Annotated in this window: 22 protein-coding genes and 1 other RNA gene; 13 read left to right on the forward strand and 10 right to left on the reverse strand. The window is 41.6% G+C overall.

The annotated features are described in order from the left end of the window. Positions 1 to 57 precede the first annotated feature (57 nt). Positions 58 to 1,449: a 5-methyltetrahydrofolate--homocysteine methyltransferase gene (locus tag FNT16_RS10525; protein WP_143871543.1), complete on the forward strand. Its 1,392-nt coding sequence runs from the start codon at positions 58 to 60 to the stop codon at positions 1,447 to 1,449. Here FNT16_RS10525 and FNT16_RS10530 read toward each other — a convergent pair whose 3' ends face one another. After that, the gene (locus FNT16_RS10530) at positions 1,450 to 2,076 is read right to left on the reverse strand and encodes a class I SAM-dependent methyltransferase (protein ID WP_143871544.1); all 627 of its coding nucleotides are present in this window, start codon (positions 2,074 to 2,076) and stop codon (positions 1,450 to 1,452) included. A gap of 113 nt (positions 2,077 to 2,189) precedes the next feature. Between FNT16_RS10530 and FNT16_RS10535 the strand changes: the two genes are divergently transcribed. The 9 genes from FNT16_RS10535 to FNT16_RS10575 all read left to right on the forward strand — a co-directional run bounded on the left by FNT16_RS10535 (position 2,190) and on the right by FNT16_RS10575 (position 8,269). Then, positions 2,190 to 3,089 carry a LysR family transcriptional regulator gene (locus FNT16_RS10535; protein WP_143871545.1) on the forward strand — a complete coding sequence of 300 codons (900 nt, stop codon included), beginning with the start codon at positions 2,190 to 2,192 and terminating at the stop codon, positions 3,087 to 3,089. A 50-nt stretch (positions 3,090 to 3,139) separates the two neighbouring features. Continuing rightward, positions 3,140 to 3,388 carry a DUF6868 family protein gene (locus tag FNT16_RS10540; protein ID WP_143871546.1) on the forward strand — a complete coding sequence of 83 codons (249 nt, stop codon included), beginning with the start codon at positions 3,140 to 3,142 and terminating at the stop codon, positions 3,386 to 3,388. An 18-nt stretch (positions 3,389 to 3,406) separates the two neighbouring features. Next, a complete protein-coding gene (locus tag FNT16_RS10545; RefSeq protein WP_143871547.1) occupies positions 3,407 to 3,625 on the forward strand; it encodes a DUF6500 family protein in 219 nt (72 codons plus the stop codon). A gap of 128 nt (positions 3,626 to 3,753) precedes the next feature. Further along, positions 3,754 to 4,437: a DsbA family oxidoreductase gene (locus tag FNT16_RS10550; protein WP_143871548.1), complete on the forward strand. Its 684-nt coding sequence runs from the start codon at positions 3,754 to 3,756 to the stop codon at positions 4,435 to 4,437. Then, positions 4,434 to 5,060 carry a nitroreductase family protein gene (locus FNT16_RS10555; protein WP_143871549.1) on the forward strand — a complete coding sequence of 209 codons (627 nt, stop codon included), beginning with the start codon at positions 4,434 to 4,436 and terminating at the stop codon, positions 5,058 to 5,060. The genes FNT16_RS10550 and FNT16_RS10555 overlap by 4 nt, the downstream gene beginning before the upstream one ends. A gap of 2 nt (positions 5,061 to 5,062) precedes the next feature. Next, the gene (locus tag FNT16_RS10560; protein WP_143871550.1) at positions 5,063 to 5,494 is read left to right on the forward strand and encodes a DMT family transporter; all 432 of its coding nucleotides are present in this window, start codon (positions 5,063 to 5,065) and stop codon (positions 5,492 to 5,494) included. 4 nt (positions 5,495 to 5,498) lie between these two features. Then, a complete protein-coding gene (locus FNT16_RS10565; protein WP_143871551.1) occupies positions 5,499 to 6,227 on the forward strand; it encodes a GNAT family N-acetyltransferase in 729 nt (242 codons plus the stop codon). Between the two features lie 11 nt (positions 6,228 to 6,238). After that, complete coding sequence (locus FNT16_RS10570) at positions 6,239 to 7,132, forward strand: LysR family transcriptional regulator (RefSeq protein WP_143871552.1); 894 nt, start codon at positions 6,239 to 6,241, stop codon at positions 7,130 to 7,132. A gap of 45 nt (positions 7,133 to 7,177) precedes the next feature. After that, positions 7,178 to 8,269: an alpha/beta hydrolase gene (locus FNT16_RS10575; RefSeq protein ID WP_143871553.1), complete on the forward strand. Its 1,092-nt coding sequence runs from the start codon at positions 7,178 to 7,180 to the stop codon at positions 8,267 to 8,269. 104 nt (positions 8,270 to 8,373) lie between these two features. On the opposite strand, the gene FNT16_RS10580 is transcribed toward FNT16_RS10575, so the two are convergent. Further along, on the reverse strand, positions 8,374 to 9,261 hold the full coding sequence (locus FNT16_RS10580; RefSeq protein ID WP_143871554.1) for a LysR family transcriptional regulator: 888 nt from the start codon (positions 9,259 to 9,261) through the stop codon (positions 8,374 to 8,376). Positions 9,262 to 9,401: 140 nt separating this feature from the next. On the opposite strand from FNT16_RS10580, the gene FNT16_RS10585 reads away from it, so the two are divergent. Then, positions 9,402 to 10,577 (forward strand): MFS transporter, encoded by a 1,176-nt coding sequence (locus FNT16_RS10585; protein ID WP_143871555.1) that lies wholly within the window; start codon positions 9,402 to 9,404, stop codon positions 10,575 to 10,577. A 117-nt stretch (positions 10,578 to 10,694) separates the two neighbouring features. Here the strand turns inward: FNT16_RS10585 and FNT16_RS20560 are convergent, their stop codons facing one another. From FNT16_RS20560 to FNT16_RS21015, 4 genes are read right to left on the reverse strand one after another with little or no spacing between them, the layout of a single operon-like run. Further along, complete coding sequence (locus FNT16_RS20560; protein WP_221935017.1) at positions 10,695 to 10,913, reverse strand: hypothetical protein; 219 nt, start codon at positions 10,911 to 10,913, stop codon at positions 10,695 to 10,697. A 38-nt stretch (positions 10,914 to 10,951) separates the two neighbouring features. Beyond that, complete coding sequence (locus FNT16_RS21010; RefSeq protein ID WP_281281851.1) at positions 10,952 to 11,080, reverse strand: hypothetical protein; 129 nt, start codon at positions 11,078 to 11,080, stop codon at positions 10,952 to 10,954. A gap of 8 nt (positions 11,081 to 11,088) precedes the next feature. Beyond that, the gene (locus tag FNT16_RS10595; RefSeq protein ID WP_221935018.1) at positions 11,089 to 11,748 is read right to left on the reverse strand and encodes an NAD(P)/FAD-dependent oxidoreductase; all 660 of its coding nucleotides are present in this window, start codon (positions 11,746 to 11,748) and stop codon (positions 11,089 to 11,091) included. Beyond that, the gene (locus FNT16_RS21015) at positions 11,741 to 11,989 is read right to left on the reverse strand and encodes an FAD-dependent oxidoreductase (RefSeq protein WP_221935019.1); all 249 of its coding nucleotides are present in this window, start codon (positions 11,987 to 11,989) and stop codon (positions 11,741 to 11,743) included. Before FNT16_RS21015 ends, FNT16_RS10595 begins: the two co-directional genes overlap by 8 nt. 111 nt (positions 11,990 to 12,100) lie before the next feature. On the opposite strand from FNT16_RS21015, the gene FNT16_RS10600 reads away from it, so the two are divergent. After that, entirely contained in the window at positions 12,101 to 12,565 is a 465-nt protein-coding gene (locus FNT16_RS10600; RefSeq protein WP_246072202.1) for an Rrf2 family transcriptional regulator, read from the forward strand. A 30-nt stretch (positions 12,566 to 12,595) separates the two neighbouring features. Here FNT16_RS10600 and FNT16_RS10605 read toward each other — a convergent pair whose 3' ends face one another. The 4 genes from FNT16_RS10605 to ffs form a co-directional block, all read right to left on the reverse strand. Continuing rightward, positions 12,596 to 12,952: a YciI family protein gene (locus tag FNT16_RS10605; protein ID WP_143871556.1), complete on the reverse strand. Its 357-nt coding sequence runs from the start codon at positions 12,950 to 12,952 to the stop codon at positions 12,596 to 12,598. Positions 12,953 to 12,962: 10 nt separating this feature from the next. Further along, positions 12,963 to 13,835, reverse strand: a complete 873-nt coding sequence (locus FNT16_RS10610; RefSeq protein WP_143871557.1) for a YciI family protein — start codon at positions 13,833 to 13,835, stop codon at positions 12,963 to 12,965. A 120-nt stretch (positions 13,836 to 13,955) separates the two neighbouring features. Beyond that, positions 13,956 to 15,200: an RNA polymerase sigma factor gene (locus FNT16_RS10615; protein WP_143871558.1), complete on the reverse strand. Its 1,245-nt coding sequence runs from the start codon at positions 15,198 to 15,200 to the stop codon at positions 13,956 to 13,958. Positions 15,201 to 15,485: 285 nt separating this feature from the next. Next, positions 15,486 to 15,582: signal recognition particle sRNA small type (gene ffs, locus FNT16_RS10620), an RNA gene on the reverse strand. A 209-nt stretch (positions 15,583 to 15,791) separates the two neighbouring features. Between ffs and aroA the strand changes: the two genes are divergently transcribed. Continuing rightward, the gene (aroA, locus tag FNT16_RS10625; protein ID WP_143871559.1) at positions 15,792 to 17,078 is read left to right on the forward strand and encodes a 3-phosphoshikimate 1-carboxyvinyltransferase; all 1,287 of its coding nucleotides are present in this window, start codon (positions 15,792 to 15,794) and stop codon (positions 17,076 to 17,078) included. Positions 17,079 to 17,182 lie beyond the last annotated feature (104 nt).

Here is a 17,182-nt window from a genome sequence, read left to right on the forward strand (position 1 = left end):
AAACGATGAAAAAATTTCCAGATATTTGTCAGAAAAATTAGGCTAAACAGGAATCAAATGATGAAATTATATAGATTAAATTTGCTCGCAGTTGCGATTAGCACACTTTTATTGTCGGCTTGTGGTGATTCAGAAACAACGATTGTTGAAAAAGATCCGATCCAAACCGATCCGGATGACGGACATGATCATTCAGATGGATATTTGATTGAAAGTGCAGGTCGTTTAGCGGTTTCAGTTGCAGATAGTAACGAAGTTGCGATTTATGATTTAGACAATAATCAATTACTGCAAAACATTGCGGTCAGCTTTGAAGGCGGCGCTTTGTCGTATTCTGCCGGTTTTCGTTATGCAACTGTTACCCACCGTGGTCAGGATCAAGTTGAGTTTATTGATGGTGGTTTATGGCGTGAAGATCACGGCGAGCATTTGCACGATTATAAACAAGCACCGGCTTTATCTTCTTATAAATTAATGGGCAGCCGACCTACACATTTAGTGAAACACGATGGCAAACTGGCGGTTTTTTACGACGGTAATTCAGAAACCGGCGAAGTTTCTTCGGTAGAGGTATTGTCAGATACAGATATTGCTAACCAAACACAATCTTTACCGGCTTTTAGCTATTCAGTTAATATGCACGGCGTGGCTGAGCCTAACGGTGAGTATGTTTTTGCGTCGATTCGCCGTGATGACGCATTGAGCACGTCAGCAAATAAAATTTTACCTGATCAAGTAGGCGTTTTTCATTTGCATGATGATGAATACGAGTTAGATCATACTTTTGTTGAAAGCTGCCCAGATTTACATGGCGCCGCACAAAATGAAGAAGTTCAGGTATTTGGCTGTAGTGACGGTGTCTTGGTTACACAAAAAGACGGCAGTGAATTTACTTCCGCCAAAATCGCCAATATCGATAGCTTAGATGGTTTACGTGTCGGTACTATTTACGGCCACGAGCATTTACATTCTTTTATTGGTGTCGCTTCGCAACACGGCGGGGGAGAAGCTTTGCTGGTGCAAATTAATCCTGAAGAGAACGAAATGGATGATATTGACTGGCAGCCGTTGACCGATGCACATCCCGTTTCTTATGCATTTTCAGCTGACGCCGAGCATTTTTTAATTCTGGATAATTTAGGTTATCTAACGATTTTGTCGGCAGAGGAGCATGATGGTCATAAACACTGGGCGTTCGATCGCCGTGTTGATATTTCACAGCAAGATGTAGCGGACATGCCGGATAATCATTCATTTAGCATGACGGTTGCGCAAAATGGCCATTTTGTTTATATCGCGGATCCCATTGCTCGGCACGTATTAAAACTAGATTTGGAATCAGATGCTACGTCTGAATTTGAGCTAAATGTGCTTCCTAAAGCTATTACATGGTTAGGCATTGCCGAGCATGAGGATGATCACGCAGACGAACATGATCACGATCATTAATTAAATTTCCGGTTTTTTGGCAATCACAAATGTCGCTTGCCTTTTACCGGGCGTCCATTGATATTCAATTTCGAAACCGGCCCCTTTAAATTCGTTTATTAAAGTGGTGCCGGTAAACATTTCTACGTAAGGTAGCAGTTTTAATAAACGCCCGATTTTTAATATCGGCATTAAAAAGACAAAACCGTCTCGCAAGCAGGCTGTACTGGTAACAAACAAACCACCGGGTTTCAGCCGCTGATATGCTTGCTGAATTACCGCTTGGCGGTTGGGCAGCAAATGCAAGATACTGAGCGCTAAAATCATGTCATATTCTTGTGCACCTGCTAATTCGGCTTGAGCCGTTGAAACCGCAAAGGTTACATTGTTAATTTGCGCTTGCTCGCCTTTTTGTTTTGCAATTTCTATCATTTTTTCTGAAAAATCAACGGCGCGTAGGTGCTTTACAAAAGGCGCGTGTTGTAAGGCGGTAGACCCAGTTCCGCAGCCAATTTCAAGCAGTTGCATGTTTTTGTTTAAATAACTCTGCGTTTTGTGCAGTTTGTGTTGGTAGGCCTCTTCGTTTGCGATAGGCGATTTTGCGTATTTATTAGCAATACGATCCCAAAATTTAGCAGCGCTTGTCATCTGTTTTAACCTTCAGTCATTCAGTTGCGAAAATTACTTGTTGTTGCCTTATTATAGGTATACATTTTTAAGTGTTAATTGGCTAAATTTGCATTTAAGGTATACATAATTGTATGGATTGGCGTTCAGTAAATTTTGATTGGAATCATGCCCGAGCATTTTTAGTGACCGCAGAAGAAGGATCACTCTCTGCAGCCGCTCGCGCACTTAATACATCGCAGCCGACTTTAAGCCGACAGGTTGCCGCGCTTGAAAATGAGCTGAATATTGTTTTATTTGAGCGCCATGGAAAAGGTTTGGTGTTAACCGAAAATGGGCTCGATTTGCTTAATTTTGTCCGAACGATGGGAGAGGCGGCAAATCAATTTTCGCTATCTGCCTCTGGGCGTTCAGAATCTTTGGAAGGCCAGGTGTGCATTAGTGCATCTGAAGCGATTGCAACTTTTATTCTGCCGGCCATTGTGGCTAAAATGCGTAAAATTCAGCCCGGTATCCAAATTCAAATTATTGCATCAAATGATGCCAGTGATCTAAAAAGGCGAGAAGCCGATATTGCTATCAGAAGCTTTTGGCCGAGCCAGCAAGATTTAATAACCAAACGAATTCGTGATTTTAAGTTTGCTTTTTATGCCACGCCTGCCTATATCAGTAGTTTGGCTGGTCCAGTTAATTTAGCGTGTTTGAGTCAGGCTGATTTTATCGGTTTTAGTGGCGCAGATGGCGGCGCCGAACTGTATCAAAAAGAGCTGATTAAACTGGGCTTTGCGGTTAGCGAAAAGAACTTTCCGGTAAAGTGCGAAAATCATATTGTGCTTTGGGAGCTGACTAAACAAGGTTTGGGGATTGGTGTTATGTTGCAGGAAGTGGGCGATGCGGAAGATAAAGTTCAAGCCGTTTTACCCGCACATCAAGATTGGCAAACGCAAGCTTGGCTGGTGGTACATCAGGAACTGAAATCGAGTAAAAAAATCAGATTTGTTTTTGACTTTTTAGCGGAGCAATTAGCTGGCTAAATACTACACTAGGTTAAACCCTATTGAACTTTACAAACAAAGGCATTGTTATGATTACACTTGCACAATTAACTGAGTTATTCGGCTGGGCTGCTTTGATAAATATCGCTTATTTGAGTTTAGCGACCCTTTTGCTTGTGTTGATGAAAGGAACTATATCTTCTTTGCATTGCAAAATGTTTAACCTTGAGCGCTCAGATCTTGAAGCTAAGTATTTCGCTTTTTTAAGTCACTACAAAGTGTTAACTTTAGTTTTTTTCGTCGCGCCGTATATCGCATTAAAAATTATGCGCTATTAAGTAGGAATAAACTAAATTATGAGACCCGCATTAAGAGCAAAAATTATTGACGTGTGTAATAAGAAAATCGCAACTAAAGGCGATAACGTTGGGCTTTCATTTTACGCATTTTTTGCCAATAAAAATGATGACCCGGAGTTATTGATGGAAGCCGCCACTTGGTGGATCCAGCTTCATCAGTTAGATCATTTTGTAAAGGCGCGTACCATCAAAGAAATGGTAGAAGCGAATTTATAAGTGATTTAACACGCTTGACCTCGCAATAACATGATTATTTTTCATTATTTTCCCCGAAAAGCATCATTATTTTTCTACTCATGAAGGTCGTAAACTGAATTTGTTTTAATAAACAAATAGAGGTTTACATGATTCAAATAGAGTTTTTCCATGATGCTGTATGTGGCTGGTGCTATATACAGTCTCCCAGATTAAGAGCGATTGCCGAGCGTTATCCGGTTGAAGTGATTCATCGTTCGTTTGTATTGCAAAAAAATAACGATGAAATGATCAGTCGGTTCGGCTCTATGGATGCTGCAAAAAACGAAATACTGCAACATTGGCAGCATTGTAAAGCTTACGCTGATGCGCCTGAATTGATCAACATTGAGGGCATGAGAGCAGCGGCTTTTGATTATCCGACTGGTTATTTATCTGCCCGATATGCCAAAGCGGTTGAGCGTGTCGGTGAACAAATCAGCGGACAAGCGGGTGGGCAGTGCGCGCATTGGGATTTTTTTGATGCGGTGCAAAAAGCACATCTTTATTTTAATCAGAACATTAATGATCCAAAGGTTTTGGATGACATAGTTACACAATTGCAGTTGCCGCTTGATCAGATACACAAGGTACTGTTATCGCAGGAAAACGCAGATGATGTTGAACGTGATTTACATCGCGCGCAGGAGCGGGGTATTAGCCGAATTCCAGCATTTTTAATCAATGGCCAAAATGTGGTGTCTCAGTCGCTTTCATATTCACAACTTGCCACTTTAATTCAGTCTGAATTAGATAAAAAAGCTGTTTCTGGACAAGCGGAGGAATTGTTATGAATATCATTGAAGCTCTTAACTGGCGCTATGCGGTGCGCCAGTTTTCGCCAGAAAAAATTGCACCTGCTGTCATTCAAAAGTTGGTTGAAGCGACTCGGTTATCCGCATCGGCGTATGGTTTGCAGCCATACCGGTTGCTGGTGGTCCGTAATAGAGAGACGCGAAATCAGTTGTTAAAGCACTCGTTTGGACAAGAGAAAGTAAGAGATTGTTCTCATCTTTTTGTTTTGGCGATAAATACTGAGATAAACGAAGCATTTCTTGATCAACATTTTAATATGGTTGAGCAACAACGGGATCTGCCATCTGGCGCATTAAATGGGTTTGCCAATCATGTTAAAGACGTAATGTTGTCTATGACTCAGGCGGAATTGAAGGTCTGGGCAGAAAATCAAGCACATATTGCGCTTGGGAATTTGTTAACCGTGGCGGCGATAGAAGGCGTTGATGCATGTCCAATGGCTGGTTTTGATAAGTCGGGTTTTGATGCGGTTTTACAATTGCCTCGTTTGGGATTGGCTTCTGCAGTTATATGCACATTGGGTCAGCGCGCAGATACTGATTTAAGTGCAGACTATCCAAAGGTGAGAGTGCCTAGCGCCGAATTTTGTTTGGACATGTGAGCGTGAACATTTTACTCGCATTAATTGCTGGCGGTTTAATAACACTACAAGCCAGCATTAATAGTCAATTGGGCGTTATCTTACGCAATACTTTGCTGGCAACGCTTGTGGCTTTTAGTGTTGCTGCTTTTGTGTCGGCGATCGTGCTTTTTGCGACACATCCTTATATACCAGGCAAACCTTTGGTTAAAACAATTCCGATGTACCTATGGTTTGGCGGGGGCTTGAGTGCGGTTGGGGTTGGCTTGTTTTACTATCTGATTCCTAAAATGGGAGCGGGTTCTATGATGTCGGTCGCGCTTACAGGGCAATTACTCACTGCGGTTGTCTTGAGTCATTTTGGTTTGTTTGGTTTACCGCAAGTGCCTATTACGCCTTCGAGAATATTAGGCGGTGGTGCTATGGTTCTTGGTTTAGTTTTACTTAATAGGTGATGTTATGAAGCTTGCCTCGCAAAAAAATATTCAGAATATGGTGTCGTTGTGGCAGCGATACGGTGCCCGTAAAAAAGGGGCGTTTTGGTATTCAAATAGCTGGCCAAACCGGGTTTGGCATGATGCATTGGCCGAAAATCAAACTATTGCTCAGGCACACAACTTGCAGCTAGATAAACTGCAAAAGCTTGTGGTTTACCCAGTACAGTCATGTACAGGTTTATCCTCTAGTCTGGGTTGTAAAGCAGGTTTGAATTCTGCTTTAACGTTAGGTTTTCAGTTGCAGTTAATGAATCTAAATTTAACAGGACGCCAGTTTCCCCACTGTGATAAAACTGAGTTAACCAGTATATCCCCAAATGATGATAAGCTTATCCACGCCTTTTCTAAACTCTGTAGCCTTGGCTTTGGTTATACAATTGATACAGGTGTTTTACAAAAAGTAGTGCAAGATAATGATGTGAAACTGGTGTTTTTAAGCGTTGCCAACAGGCAGGTGGCGACTGCATTGTTGCATTGTACCGGGGATACATTGGGCGTTTATCAATTGGCGGTTCCTGAGCAATATCGCGGACGCGGTTACGCGAAGTCAATCATGTTACATATTTTACATTATGCGCAGCGAAATGAGTTTGAATTTGTCAGTTTGCAGGCTTCTGAAATGGGGCTTGGGATCTACCAAAAACTGGGTTTTAGCATATCTGGGCGCATTGATGTTTATCAGCAGCTTTAAATGGAGGCAATATGCATAAAATATCACTTGAACAGTGGCGCACTTTTATTACCGTTTATAATTGTGGTGGCTTTGCGCAAGCTGGAGATGCGTTATATAAAACGCAATCGACAATTAGCCATAGTATTAAAAAACTGGAAAAAATAGTCGGTAGTCCGCTATTTGAACTGGTCGGGCGAAAAGCGGTGATTACGCCATTTGGTGAAAGTTTATTGTCAGCTGCGCGACAGCTGGTCACGCAGGCGGATAATTTGGAACATGATGCGATATCGCAAAAGTCTGAGGTGGGCCACACGTTAAATATCGCCGTGGATACTTTGTTTCCCCGTTTATTATTAACTGATATTTTGCATCAATTGACAGATTGTTTTCCGAATTTAAATATCCAGTTGTATGAAACTGTGCTGTCTCGCTGCGCTGAACTACTTGAAGATGGAACGGTTGATGTTGGTGTAGCAAGTTTGATACCCAAAGGTTATATCGGCCATTGGAACAATCCAGTGGAATTATTTGCTGCCGCGCATCCGCAACACCCGTTGTTTGCAAGAGATAATATCCAACTGAGTGAGCTTGAAAATTATCGGCAAATTGTTATTCGTGACGGTGGATTACGCACGAATGTTAATTCTGGTTGGTTAGGGAGCCGTAATCGTTTAACGGTTTCTTCGGTTGCTGAAGCAGTAACTTGTGTCAAGCAACAACTTGGTTTTGCGTGGCTTCCTAGTTGGATGTTAGACCGATCTGAAAATGCTGGTGAGCTCGCGCCGCTTAAACTTATACATGGTATGAAACGTACCGTTGTGCTGCAAGCGACCATTAGACAATCGAGTATCGACGACCCAGTTATTCAGCAGCTCTCGAAGCTGTTTGATCGTTATCTAAAGCAAATACCGCAACAACAGTAAAAACAACAAAAAACAATCGATTAAATATATTTAATAGGCCGAGCCATGTTTAGAATACTTAAAGTTTTATCGCTTCTTTTATACGCAATTTCGATTAGTGCGCTCGCAGCCGATAGTGGTGCAAAGAATGGGCAGCAGGAATTAGAAATACTGCATTCCGGTGAACAAATTATTGCCGGCAGTTTATGGTTGCCAGAGGTTAAATCGACACCTTCATTGGTTATCATGCTTACGGGCAGTGGGCCGCAAGACAGAGATGAAACCTTAGATGGATTTAAGGTATTTAAAACGTTAGCGCATCATTTTGCGGCTGCCGGGATACCCAGTTTTAGATTTGACGACCCCGGCGTTGGCGGTAGCAGTGGTGTGTTTAGCAAAGCTACATTACAAGACCATACCCGCGATGTGCTGGCAATTATTCAGTTTTTCAAACATTCTAAAGAGTACGGTTTCAACAAGTTTGTATTACTGGGTCATAGTCAAGGCGGGATAGTTGCTGCACATGTGGCAGTTGGCAATGCAGACGTGTCAAAAGTCGTGTTGATGGGCGCACCTTCTGTGCCTTTAGTTGATTTGGTTTTGTATCAACTGAGACTTGAATACGCAAATGCAGCGGTTCCTAAGAACCAGATTGAAGAGGTGGTTTCAGCACATAATCAACTTATGTGGGCCGTTAACAATAATGGCAATTTACAACGGGCAGAATCACGCTTTAAAAATGCGACAATTGATATTTTGAGCTATCACGCCAGCCAAGATCAGAATCAACATGAAAAAGCGAACAGGGCTGTTTCGCAGCAAGCTGAAAATCAGTATGACGAAATGAGATATGTCTATAGCATGCCTTCTTTGGCGTCATTTTTATATCATGATACTGCATTGGATTATGCAAAACTTTCTGTTCCTGTGTTGTCTTTAATGGGCGGTAAAGATCTGCAAGTGACAATTGAACAAAATAAAGATGCGATGGAAATAGCGTTTTTAAAATCCGCAGCCCAATTTGACTTGAGAGTGTTTAACAATGCTAACCACTACTTTCAAACCGCTCAAACAGGGTTAAGAGATGAGTATCAACATCTGGATAAAAATTTCACAGACGGTTTTGTTACTACACTCACGAATTGGTTGATTCAGTAAGTTTGTAGGCTGTTTTATCACAATATAAAACAATCAGCATATTATTAAACATTTAAAGTGTAAAAGGCTTAAATTTAATCTCAGTGGGGCATCTCATCTTGTTATCAGAGCGCAATTTTCTTTGCAAAGAAGTCGATAAATGCGGCGATCCGCGAAGATACTGCAGAGTTTTTGTAATAGACAGCGTGAACTTCTTCTCTAGGGTTCGGTGAAATAACTGCCCCCGGCAATACTTCAATAAGGCGGCCGCTCTTTAAATCTTTGCTGATCATAAAGTTTGATAGTAAGGCGATACCGTTTCCATTTAATACCAGTTGTCTTAGGGCTTCTCCATTTGTTGCAGTTAAAGCGGGTTTGATGTTTACTTTTTCTTTTAAATACCAGTTATTGAGTTTTGGAGAGTCGGTAAATCCTATCAGTTTGTGTTGTCTCAGCTCTATAGGTGACTGTGGTGCATTACATTTGGCGAGATAACGCGGGCTTGCCACTAAATGCAGCCTGCTATTACCTAAATTTTTAGCGTAGAGGTTAGAATCAGCCAGCTTGCCAATACGAATTGCGACATCCGTTTTCTTTTCGATTAAATCAACAATATTTTCATTGGAGATAAGATCTAATTGAATTTCAGGGTAGGCAATTTGGAAGTCTTCTATATATGGAATAATTTGATGGATCAAAAACGGGCTGGCTGCATCGACTCTTAGTTTACCTTGTGGCGCACCTTTTAGGTCATTTAATGCTGCTTCACCTCTATTTAAAGCGCTCAATCCTTCTTTAGCATATTTTAGAAATAGGTGGCCTTCTTCGGTTAATTCAATTCGGCGCGTGCTTCTATTTAACAAGGTTACATTTAACTCTTGTTCAAGCCGGGCAACCGAGCGAGAAATTTTGGCAACTTGTGTATTGTGCAAGTTGGCAGCTTTGGTGAAGCTGCCAGATTCAACAACTGTGATAAAGTTTTCTAAATCTTCTGTTTTTGATTTTACGCCCATTTGCACGCCTTTTATAAACCACCTGTTAGTCTATTTTTATTATTACATTTTTTACAAAATGGTTTTGCTATTATTGCTGTTTCTGTTGTTAATGTTTTTGTTGAAAATGCCTCAACTTTTACCATTTGAGGATTTTTAATATGCCCTTAGCTTTACTCGCGCTTACTTTAAGCGCTTTCGCTATTGGAACCACTGAGTTTGTTATTGTTGGATTAGTGCCCACGATTGCTGCAGATTTAGGGGTTTCTTTACCCTCCGCGGGTCTTCTCGTAAGTTTGTACGCGCTGGGTGTTGCCATTGGTGCGCCTGTATTGACTGCTTTAACCGGTCGTTGGAATCGTAAATCGGTACTGTTAACTTTAATGGCACTTTTTGTATTAGGTAATCTGTTAGCGTGGCAAGCACCCAGTTATGAAACGCTGATCTGTGCCAGGATATTAACGGGGTTGGCGCATGGCGTTTTCTTTTCTATTGGTTCAACCATTGCAACGAGTTTGGTTCCAAAAGAAAAAGAAGCCAGTGCAATTGCAATTATGTTTACGGGTTTAACCGTTGCTTTGGTGACTGGGGTTCCACTTGGCACATGGATAGGGCAGGAATTTGGCTGGCGAGCGACATTTTTAATTGTATCAATTTTAGGTTTAGTCGCATTAATTGGCAGTGCCGTTTTGGTTCCTGCAAATTTAAAACAAGCCGCACCTGCTGCACTTTCTGAGCCGTTAAAGGTATTAACTCAACCCCGTTTGTTATTAGTGTACGCAATGACAGCCGTGGGGTATGGCGGTACTTTTGTTGCTTTTACTTACCTTGCACCGATACTCGAACAAGTATCTGGTTTTGCTGCAAGTTCTATTGGTTTGATTATGCTGGTTTATGGTGTGTCTGTCGCAATCGGAAATATTTGGGGCGGTAAACTTGCCGATAAAATGGGGCCGGTAAAAGCTTTGCATATTATTTTTTCAGCTTTGGCGCTGGTTCTTCTTGTTTTTACCTTCACCGCAGATAGCCAAATTGGCGCTGTATTGACGGTATTGGTTTGGGGCGCATTTGCTTTTGGTAATGTCCCCGGACTGCAAGTTTATGTTGTGCAACTAGCCGAAAAATACACGCCAAATGCGGTTGATGTTGCGTCAGGGTTGAATATAGCCGCCTTTAACCTAGGTATTGCAATAGGCTCAATTGTTGGTGGGGTTATTGTTGAAGATATGACACTTATGGATACACCTTGGGTAGGTGCGTTAATTGTTGTATTTGCGATTGTTTTAACAAGAATTTCAGGGGTACTTGATGCTCGTGAGCAAACTAAACTCGCTTGAAGCTAAAGTTTGCTACCAAATTGGCTAATATCTAATTGAGATCGCCTGCATCTATACGACAAAACCGTAGGCGACCAGAATCCAACCGGCTAACGCACCATTTATCGTAAAGTAAATTCAAATGGCTTTATTAATGCATACAATAAAATAAAAGGTTTGTGACGACTCTTTTATTTCTTTGGCTTGTAACAAGCCATAATCGCCAAACTCGGCAGTTATTGTGTCTTCATCATAATAAAATAAGTTAACACCGTGTTTACTGGCGAACCTATTTGGGCTGAGTTTTGTTCCTTGGCCATAGCTTGCGCTATTTTTGGATAAGGCGACAAATACCATATATCCGCCAGGTTTTAGTTGCTGGTAACAATTTTGTATTAGCCGTTTTCGTTCTTGTTCATCCAGTAAGTGTATAAGGGCATAGCAGAATCGGCCGGCTTAAAGCCCCACATGCTTTGTTTGTCTTTGAAGCTAGCTTCCCAAAACTCTAATTTTTCCCTACTCATGCATTACCTTAACGCAGTTCTTGAACTAATTGGTGATGAGCTCCAACGCCTGCCAACACACCAGAAGCTGATGCAAAGGTGGCATTTTGCATGGGATTAACAATATCCCCTGCAGCAAAAACACCGGCTACTGTGGTTTGTTTAAAGTCGTCGGTGACAAAGATCTCACCCATTGGCCCTTGAGTAAACTCACAACCTAATTGTTGAGGAATGGGGCTTGCCATTTGTGTTTTGGGGCCAATATATAACCCTTTAACGTCGATAAGGCGGCCATCTTTAAGTTTAACCGCAGAAATATCCGTGCCTTCGCCTAACACTTCAATGACAGGTGAGTGTTCAAGCTGAACACCTCGTTGTTCTAAAAAGAGCTGTTGTTCTGGATCGGGTAAATGCTGCCCCTGTGAAAAATACGTTGTGATGCCCCAGTCTGGGATCATTCCGGCTTGGTGCAAAGACATTGGTCCAGTGGCGATAACGCCTAATGAACGATTTCGTAATTCATAACCGTGGCAATATGGACAATGCACAACGGTTTTTCCCCAATACTCTTGTAAACCTTTGATATTAGGTAATGTGTCTTGTAAGCCCGTGGCAATAATTAATTTTTTGCCTGTCAGTTGGAATTGATTGTCGAGCTGGATAATAAACTCATTGCCATCTTTACGCACACCAATCACCTTGGCTTCGATGATACGTGCTGTGGGATAAGCGAGTAATTGTTGCCATGTTTTTTTTTATTGCACTTGGGCTTTGACCATCTAGGCCAAAAAAACCATGGGAGTGTTTAGCAAAACGGTTTCTTGGTTTGCCTGCATCAATAACAGTTACTTTGCGTTGACCTCTAACTAATTGCATGGCAGCAGACAGGCCAGCAAAACTGCCACCTATAATCAAAACATCTTGTAACATCACTTTTCCTCAATAATCCAACTTATGAAACATTTTATGTTACATAAAATGTTGGAGTCAATACATGCAACATTTAAAGTTTCGTGATATCATTTTTTATAGGTTTTTGTCGTGTATCTAAAAGTCAGCACGCAAAATATCAATCCGCAATACAGCACTGAACGAGAAAAAATGAGAAAAGACAGTCGACTATCCCGCATGCTTCATATTTTGATCCACATGGCTCAGATGGAACAAGCGGCTACCTCCGAATTTATAGCCACAATGTTAAATACAAATCCTGTGGTGGTACGACGAACCATGGCTTGTTTGCGGGAGAAAGGTTATGTGACATCAGTTAAGGGGCATGGCGGCGGCTGGCGTTTAAATGTTGCCCTGGAAGACATTACTTTATTAGATATTCATAATGCACTCGGTGAAAGCTCAGTATTTACCATAGGTTTAACTGATGAACATACCGAATGCATTATAGAAAAGGCAGTAAATAGAGAAATAGGCGACGCCTTAGCTGCTTCAGAAGCCTTACTATTAAGGCGCTTTGGCGAAGTTACTTTGGCTCAGCTCGCCCTCATATAACTCTAGATAATAGCAGCATTAAGCAATGCATTAATTTTGGCTCTTCTCTGGTAGCGGAAATAAAGGCCTCACTTCTACCGTGCCTTTTTCTGCTGGGGGTAGGCTGGCTGCTATTTCTAATGCTTCATCTAAATTTTCTACATCCACAATATAATAACCGCCAAGTTGCTCGGTGGTTTCGGCAAAGGGGCCATCGGTAATATGGCGTTTACCATTTTTAACCCGCAGGCTGGTAGCTGTTGTCACCGAATGTAATGGCGCTGCTGAGATCAGTTTACCTTTAACGCTTAACTCTTCGCTAATGCGCATTGATTTTTGGAAACAGGTTTGCATTTCATCTTCGGTCCAACAATTTTCGTCGCTGTAAATCAATAACATGTATTGCATTTTAAATTCCTTATTTATCTGTTGTATTGGGCTCTTCATTCGGTATCATTACCATCCAAGCTACACCAAATTGATCGGTGACTTGGCCATAAAGAGGTGACCAAAAAGTTGCTGTCAATGGCATATTAATTTGGCCATTTTTGGCCAGCGCATTAAAGATTCTATGCGCTTCGTCGTGGTCATTTAGGGTTAACGCTAAACTAAAACCACTCATATTGGTGCCATCACCACAGCCATCTGAGGCAAATACTTTGCTATCAGCGATATTAAATTCGCAGTGCATAATTTTATTTTCAAAGCCTGGCGCTAATAAATCTTCTGGCAGCGGATCGGGGCTGTCATTAAAGCGCATTAACATACTAATACTGGCACCTAGGTGTTCTTGGTAATAGTTAATCGCTTCTTCGCAGCGACCAGAAAAAAACAGGTAATTATTAATAGTGGCTTGTTTCATCGTATTTTGCATAGCAAGAGTGTCGCACAGATGTTGTTCTTTTTTGGCAAATTCCCCTGTGTTATCCCAGTCGGCATAATCTTCCATACCATAAAAAGTGCGAATTTCTATATCTGAATCTTCCATCATAGGGTTAGGGCACTTTTTCACCCAGTCTAAGGCTTCATCCATTGAATTTACATTCCATATCCAATAGCCTGCAATCAGTTCATTGGTTTCAACAAAAGGCCCTTGGATTACTTCACGTTTATTGCCACTAAAGCGCACCCTAAAGCCTTCATTGCTTGGTTTTAAACCGTCACCAGATTCCATTACGCCTGCTTTTACCAGCTCTTCGTTAAACTCACCCATGGCTTTCATGAGTGCTTGAGTAGGCATTACCCCAGCTTCTGAACTATCCGTTGCTTTAACTATTACCATGACTTTCATAAATTTCTCCTGATAAATTTAAAAACTAAATGTTATTGCTTGTTGTGTACTGATTAATCGAACGAACTAAAAACAAATCGACAAGCAATGAAATTTTTTTAAATAATTTATAAAAGTGAGTTATTGGCTTTTTAGTTGGGCTAATTTTTGCACTAAAAATCGTTGTTCAGGTGCTTGTTTGACTAGCGCTAATGCCTGTTCAAATGCGGCAATGGCGGCAGTGATTTGGCCTGAGCGAGCAAGTAATTCGCCACGAGCTGAATGGAGTTTATGATACTCTTGCAACTTACCACTGGCTAAAATGCTGTCTATTATGTTTAATCCTGCTTTTGCACCATCACGCATGGCAATAGCCACTGCCAGATTAAGCTCAATAACAGGGGAGGGTTCAACTTGCAATAAAAGGGAGTAAAGCGCAATGATTTGTTCCCAGTCTGTGGTGTTGGTTGATTGAGTGTGTACCGCAGCAATTGCGGCTTGTAGTGTGTAAGAGCCAACTTGGCCGCTAGCAATGGCTTGTTGAACTAAGGCTGTGCCCTCATCAATATAGGCTTGCTGCCATAGGTTGCGGTCTTGGTTTTCTAGCAATATTATATTACCGTCGCCGTCGGTACGCGCATACCGCCTAGATTCATGCAATAACATTAAGGCTAGCAGTCCCATAACTTCTGAATCTTTTAATAAAGATAAGACTAAGCGGGCAAGACGTATGGCCTCATTAGACAAATCAACACGTAATAAAGAGTCACCATTTGACGCAGCATACCCTTCGTTAAAAACCAGATAGATCACAGACAACACGCCATCAAGTCTATCGGATAACTCACTTTTTTGAGGAATAACAAAAGGTATGTTGGTTTGTTTAATTTTATTTTTTCCCCTGACAATTCGTTGAGCCATTGTTGAAGGCGATACCAAATATGCGCTGGCAATTTCTTCTGTAGATAAACCACAGACTTCACGTAAGGTTAAAGGAATTTGTATTTGCGGAGCTATAGCTGGATGACAACACGTAAAGATCATACGCAACTGGTCGTCTTCTATCTCTTGCTGGCCAATTTCTTGATTGTATTCTTCAAGCTCATGGATTAATTGTTGAATGTCAGTTTCTAGTTCACTAAAACGTTTGTTGCGCCTGAGGCTATCTATGGCTTTAAAACGGGCGGTTGAGATTAACCAGGGTGTAGGGTTAGTGGGTATTCCTTTTTTAGCCCAAGATTCAACGGCGACTGAAAACGCCTCATGCATGGCTTCTTCTGCTAGCTCAAAATCACCTACTAAGCGTACCAAGGTGGCAAGTACTTTGCCGCTTTGTTCTTTGTAAAGTTGAGATAATTGCCGATTGAGGTTGCTGTTATTTTCCATTTACACTCGCGTTGACTATAGCTAATTCCCCTTTCGTTACAATAGAGTAACTTAAGTTTGCTGCGTAAACAATGAGCCTAAATTGGCACTGGAGTTTCCGCCCGTAAACGGCAGTATTAAAATTTTTTTTGAGAACATTACCATGGTCTGCTCGTTTGCGATTGACTGACGCTAAATAATTTGCAGCTAAGCTTTCGCTTTTGGCACCGTTCAGGCGCTACGAAGTTATGCTTGTAATTTGTTAGCTTATGGTTAGATCAAGATATGTGAAGTTTGAGGTGGCAACCTCGCCAGCCACATCTCGGCACATGAGTCGCTCGCTGTGGCTGCTCCCTTCCGGGCCTGACCAGATTAACGAGGTATCATTGCGAGAGGACCAACAAGGTCACCATAATGAGACGGCTCGAATTATCCATATTCACAGCCTGATAGCAAGTACAATCCCAGATATTTAACGTTAATCTGTTTTGATTGCTGGTTTATTGAACGATATAGGTCAGCTTTTGTATTATCTAAATCGCATTGAGTGCCAATACCCGTTATAATTCGGCCAAGCAAATTTTAATCATCACAACATAAAGAGCTGAATGAATGGAAAGCCTTACAATTGCACCAATTTCACATGTAAATGGTGAAGTAACCATACCGGGTTCAAAAAGTTTATCTAACCGTATTTTGCTTTTGGCTGCATTGGCCGAAGGCGAAACGCATATTACAAATTTATTAGACAGTGACGATATTCGTCATATGTTGGCTGCGCTTAAAAAATTAGGTGTTAGTTATCAGCTGTCTGACGATAAATCAGAGTGTAAGGTGTCAGGTTTAGGGCATGCGATAAATTTTGAGGGTAGCGAAGAATTATTTTTAGGTAATGCCGGTACAGCCATGCGCCCATTAGCCGCAGCTTTATGTTTGGGTAAAGGTGAGTTTGTTTTAACGGGCGAACCACGTATGTTTGAGAGACCTATCGGGCATTTGGTTGATGCACTGCGTCAGGTTGGTGCGGATATTGAGTATTTAAAAGATACTGATTTTCCACCACTTAAAATAAATGCCAATGGTTTAGCGGGTGGCCGTGTTGAAATTAAAGGCAGTATTTCAAGCCAGTTTTTAACGGCGCTATTAATGGCTGCACCTTTAGCCAAAGACGATATGGAAATTGTGGTTATCGACGAGTTGGTTTCAAAGCCTTACATTGAGATAACCTTGCATTTGATGAAGCAGTTTGGCGTTGAAGTTGAAAACCAGAATTATCAAGTATTTAAAGTGAAAGGTGGTCAAACTTATCAATCACCTGGCCGCATTTTGGTTGAAGGTGATGCGTCTTCTGCTTCTTATTTCCTTGCTGCAGCGGCAATTAAAGGCGGCACAATTAAAGTAAACGGTGTCGGTAATAAGAGTGTACAGGGCGATGCGCGTTTTGCTGAGGTTTTAGAGCAAATGGGTGCAATTGTTGAGTGGGCGGATGAGTCTATTACGGTTACTAATAATGGACCGTTAAAAGCAGTTGATGTTGATTTAAATCATATCCCCGATGCCGCTATGACCATTGCAACCGCAGCATTATTTGCCGAAGGTACCACTGCCATTCGTAATATCTACAACTGGCGTGTGAAAGAAACTGATCGTTTATCTGCGATGGCAACCGAGCTGCGCAAAGTAGGTGCAACGGTAGAAGAGGGCGAAGATTATATTGTTGTTGAGCCGCCAGCTGAAGTACAAACAGCGGCAATTGACACTTATAATGATCACCGTATGGCGATGTGTTTTTCGCTAGCGGCTATGGGTAAAAACCCGATGATTATTAATGATCCAAAATGTACGGCGAAAACATTCCCTAATTATTTTGAATTGTTTGAATCGGTTGTTGAGCGATAATCGCTTTGAGCTTTGAGCTTCGAGCCGTGTAGGTCGGCCCTTTAGGGCGACGGGTTTTAGGTTTTAAGCTTCGAGTCGTGTAGGTCGACCCTTTAGGGCGACGG

This window comes from Catenovulum sediminis, assembly GCF_007289895.1.
Lineage (GTDB): Bacteria > Pseudomonadota > Gammaproteobacteria > Enterobacterales > Alteromonadaceae > Catenovulum > Catenovulum sediminis.

Bases quoted from the DNA above. Each gene is read 5' to 3' on its own strand.
- FNT16_RS10570 (WP_143871552.1), top strand. From the start codon at position 6,239: ATGCATAAAATATCACTTGAACAGTGGCGCACTTTTATTACCGTTTAT.
- FNT16_RS10575 (WP_143871553.1), top strand. From the start codon at position 7,178: ATGTTTAGAATACTTAAAGTTTTATCGCTTCTTTTATACGCAATTTCG.
- FNT16_RS20560 (WP_221935017.1), bottom strand. From the start codon at position 10,913: ATGGTATTTGTCGCCTTATCCAAAAATAGCGCAAGCTATGGCCAAGGA.
- FNT16_RS10540 (WP_143871546.1), top strand. From the start codon at position 3,140: ATGATTACACTTGCACAATTAACTGAGTTATTCGGCTGGGCTGCTTTG.
- FNT16_RS10530 (WP_143871544.1), bottom strand. From the start codon at position 2,076: ATGACAAGCGCTGCTAAATTTTGGGATCGTATTGCTAATAAATACGCA.
- FNT16_RS10555 (WP_143871549.1), top strand. From the start codon at position 4,434: ATGAATATCATTGAAGCTCTTAACTGGCGCTATGCGGTGCGCCAGTTT.
- FNT16_RS10610 (WP_143871557.1), bottom strand. From the start codon at position 13,835: ATGAAAGTCATGGTAATAGTTAAAGCAACGGATAGTTCAGAAGCTGGG.
- FNT16_RS10585 (WP_143871555.1), top strand. From the start codon at position 9,402: ATGCCCTTAGCTTTACTCGCGCTTACTTTAAGCGCTTTCGCTATTGGA.
- aroA (WP_143871559.1), top strand. From the start codon at position 15,792: ATGGAAAGCCTTACAATTGCACCAATTTCACATGTAAATGGTGAAGTA.
- FNT16_RS21015 (WP_221935019.1), bottom strand. From the start codon at position 11,989: ATGTTACAAGATGTTTTGATTATAGGTGGCAGTTTTGCTGGCCTGTCT.
- FNT16_RS10535 (WP_143871545.1), top strand. From the start codon at position 2,190: ATGGATTGGCGTTCAGTAAATTTTGATTGGAATCATGCCCGAGCATTT.
- FNT16_RS10605 (WP_143871556.1), bottom strand. From the start codon at position 12,952: ATGCAATACATGTTATTGATTTACAGCGACGAAAATTGTTGGACCGAA.
- FNT16_RS10550 (WP_143871548.1), top strand. From the start codon at position 3,754: ATGATTCAAATAGAGTTTTTCCATGATGCTGTATGTGGCTGGTGCTAT.
- FNT16_RS10615 (WP_143871558.1), bottom strand. From the start codon at position 15,200: ATGGAAAATAACAGCAACCTCAATCGGCAATTATCTCAACTTTACAAA.
- FNT16_RS21010 (WP_281281851.1), bottom strand. From the start codon at position 11,080: ATGAGTAGGGAAAAATTAGAGTTTTGGGAAGCTAGCTTCAAAGACAAA.
- FNT16_RS10565 (WP_143871551.1), top strand. From the start codon at position 5,499: ATGAAGCTTGCCTCGCAAAAAAATATTCAGAATATGGTGTCGTTGTGG.
- FNT16_RS10525 (WP_143871543.1), top strand. From the start codon at position 58: ATGATGAAATTATATAGATTAAATTTGCTCGCAGTTGCGATTAGCACA.
- FNT16_RS10580 (WP_143871554.1), bottom strand. From the start codon at position 9,261: ATGGGCGTAAAATCAAAAACAGAAGATTTAGAAAACTTTATCACAGTT.
- FNT16_RS10545 (WP_143871547.1), top strand. From the start codon at position 3,407: ATGAGACCCGCATTAAGAGCAAAAATTATTGACGTGTGTAATAAGAAA.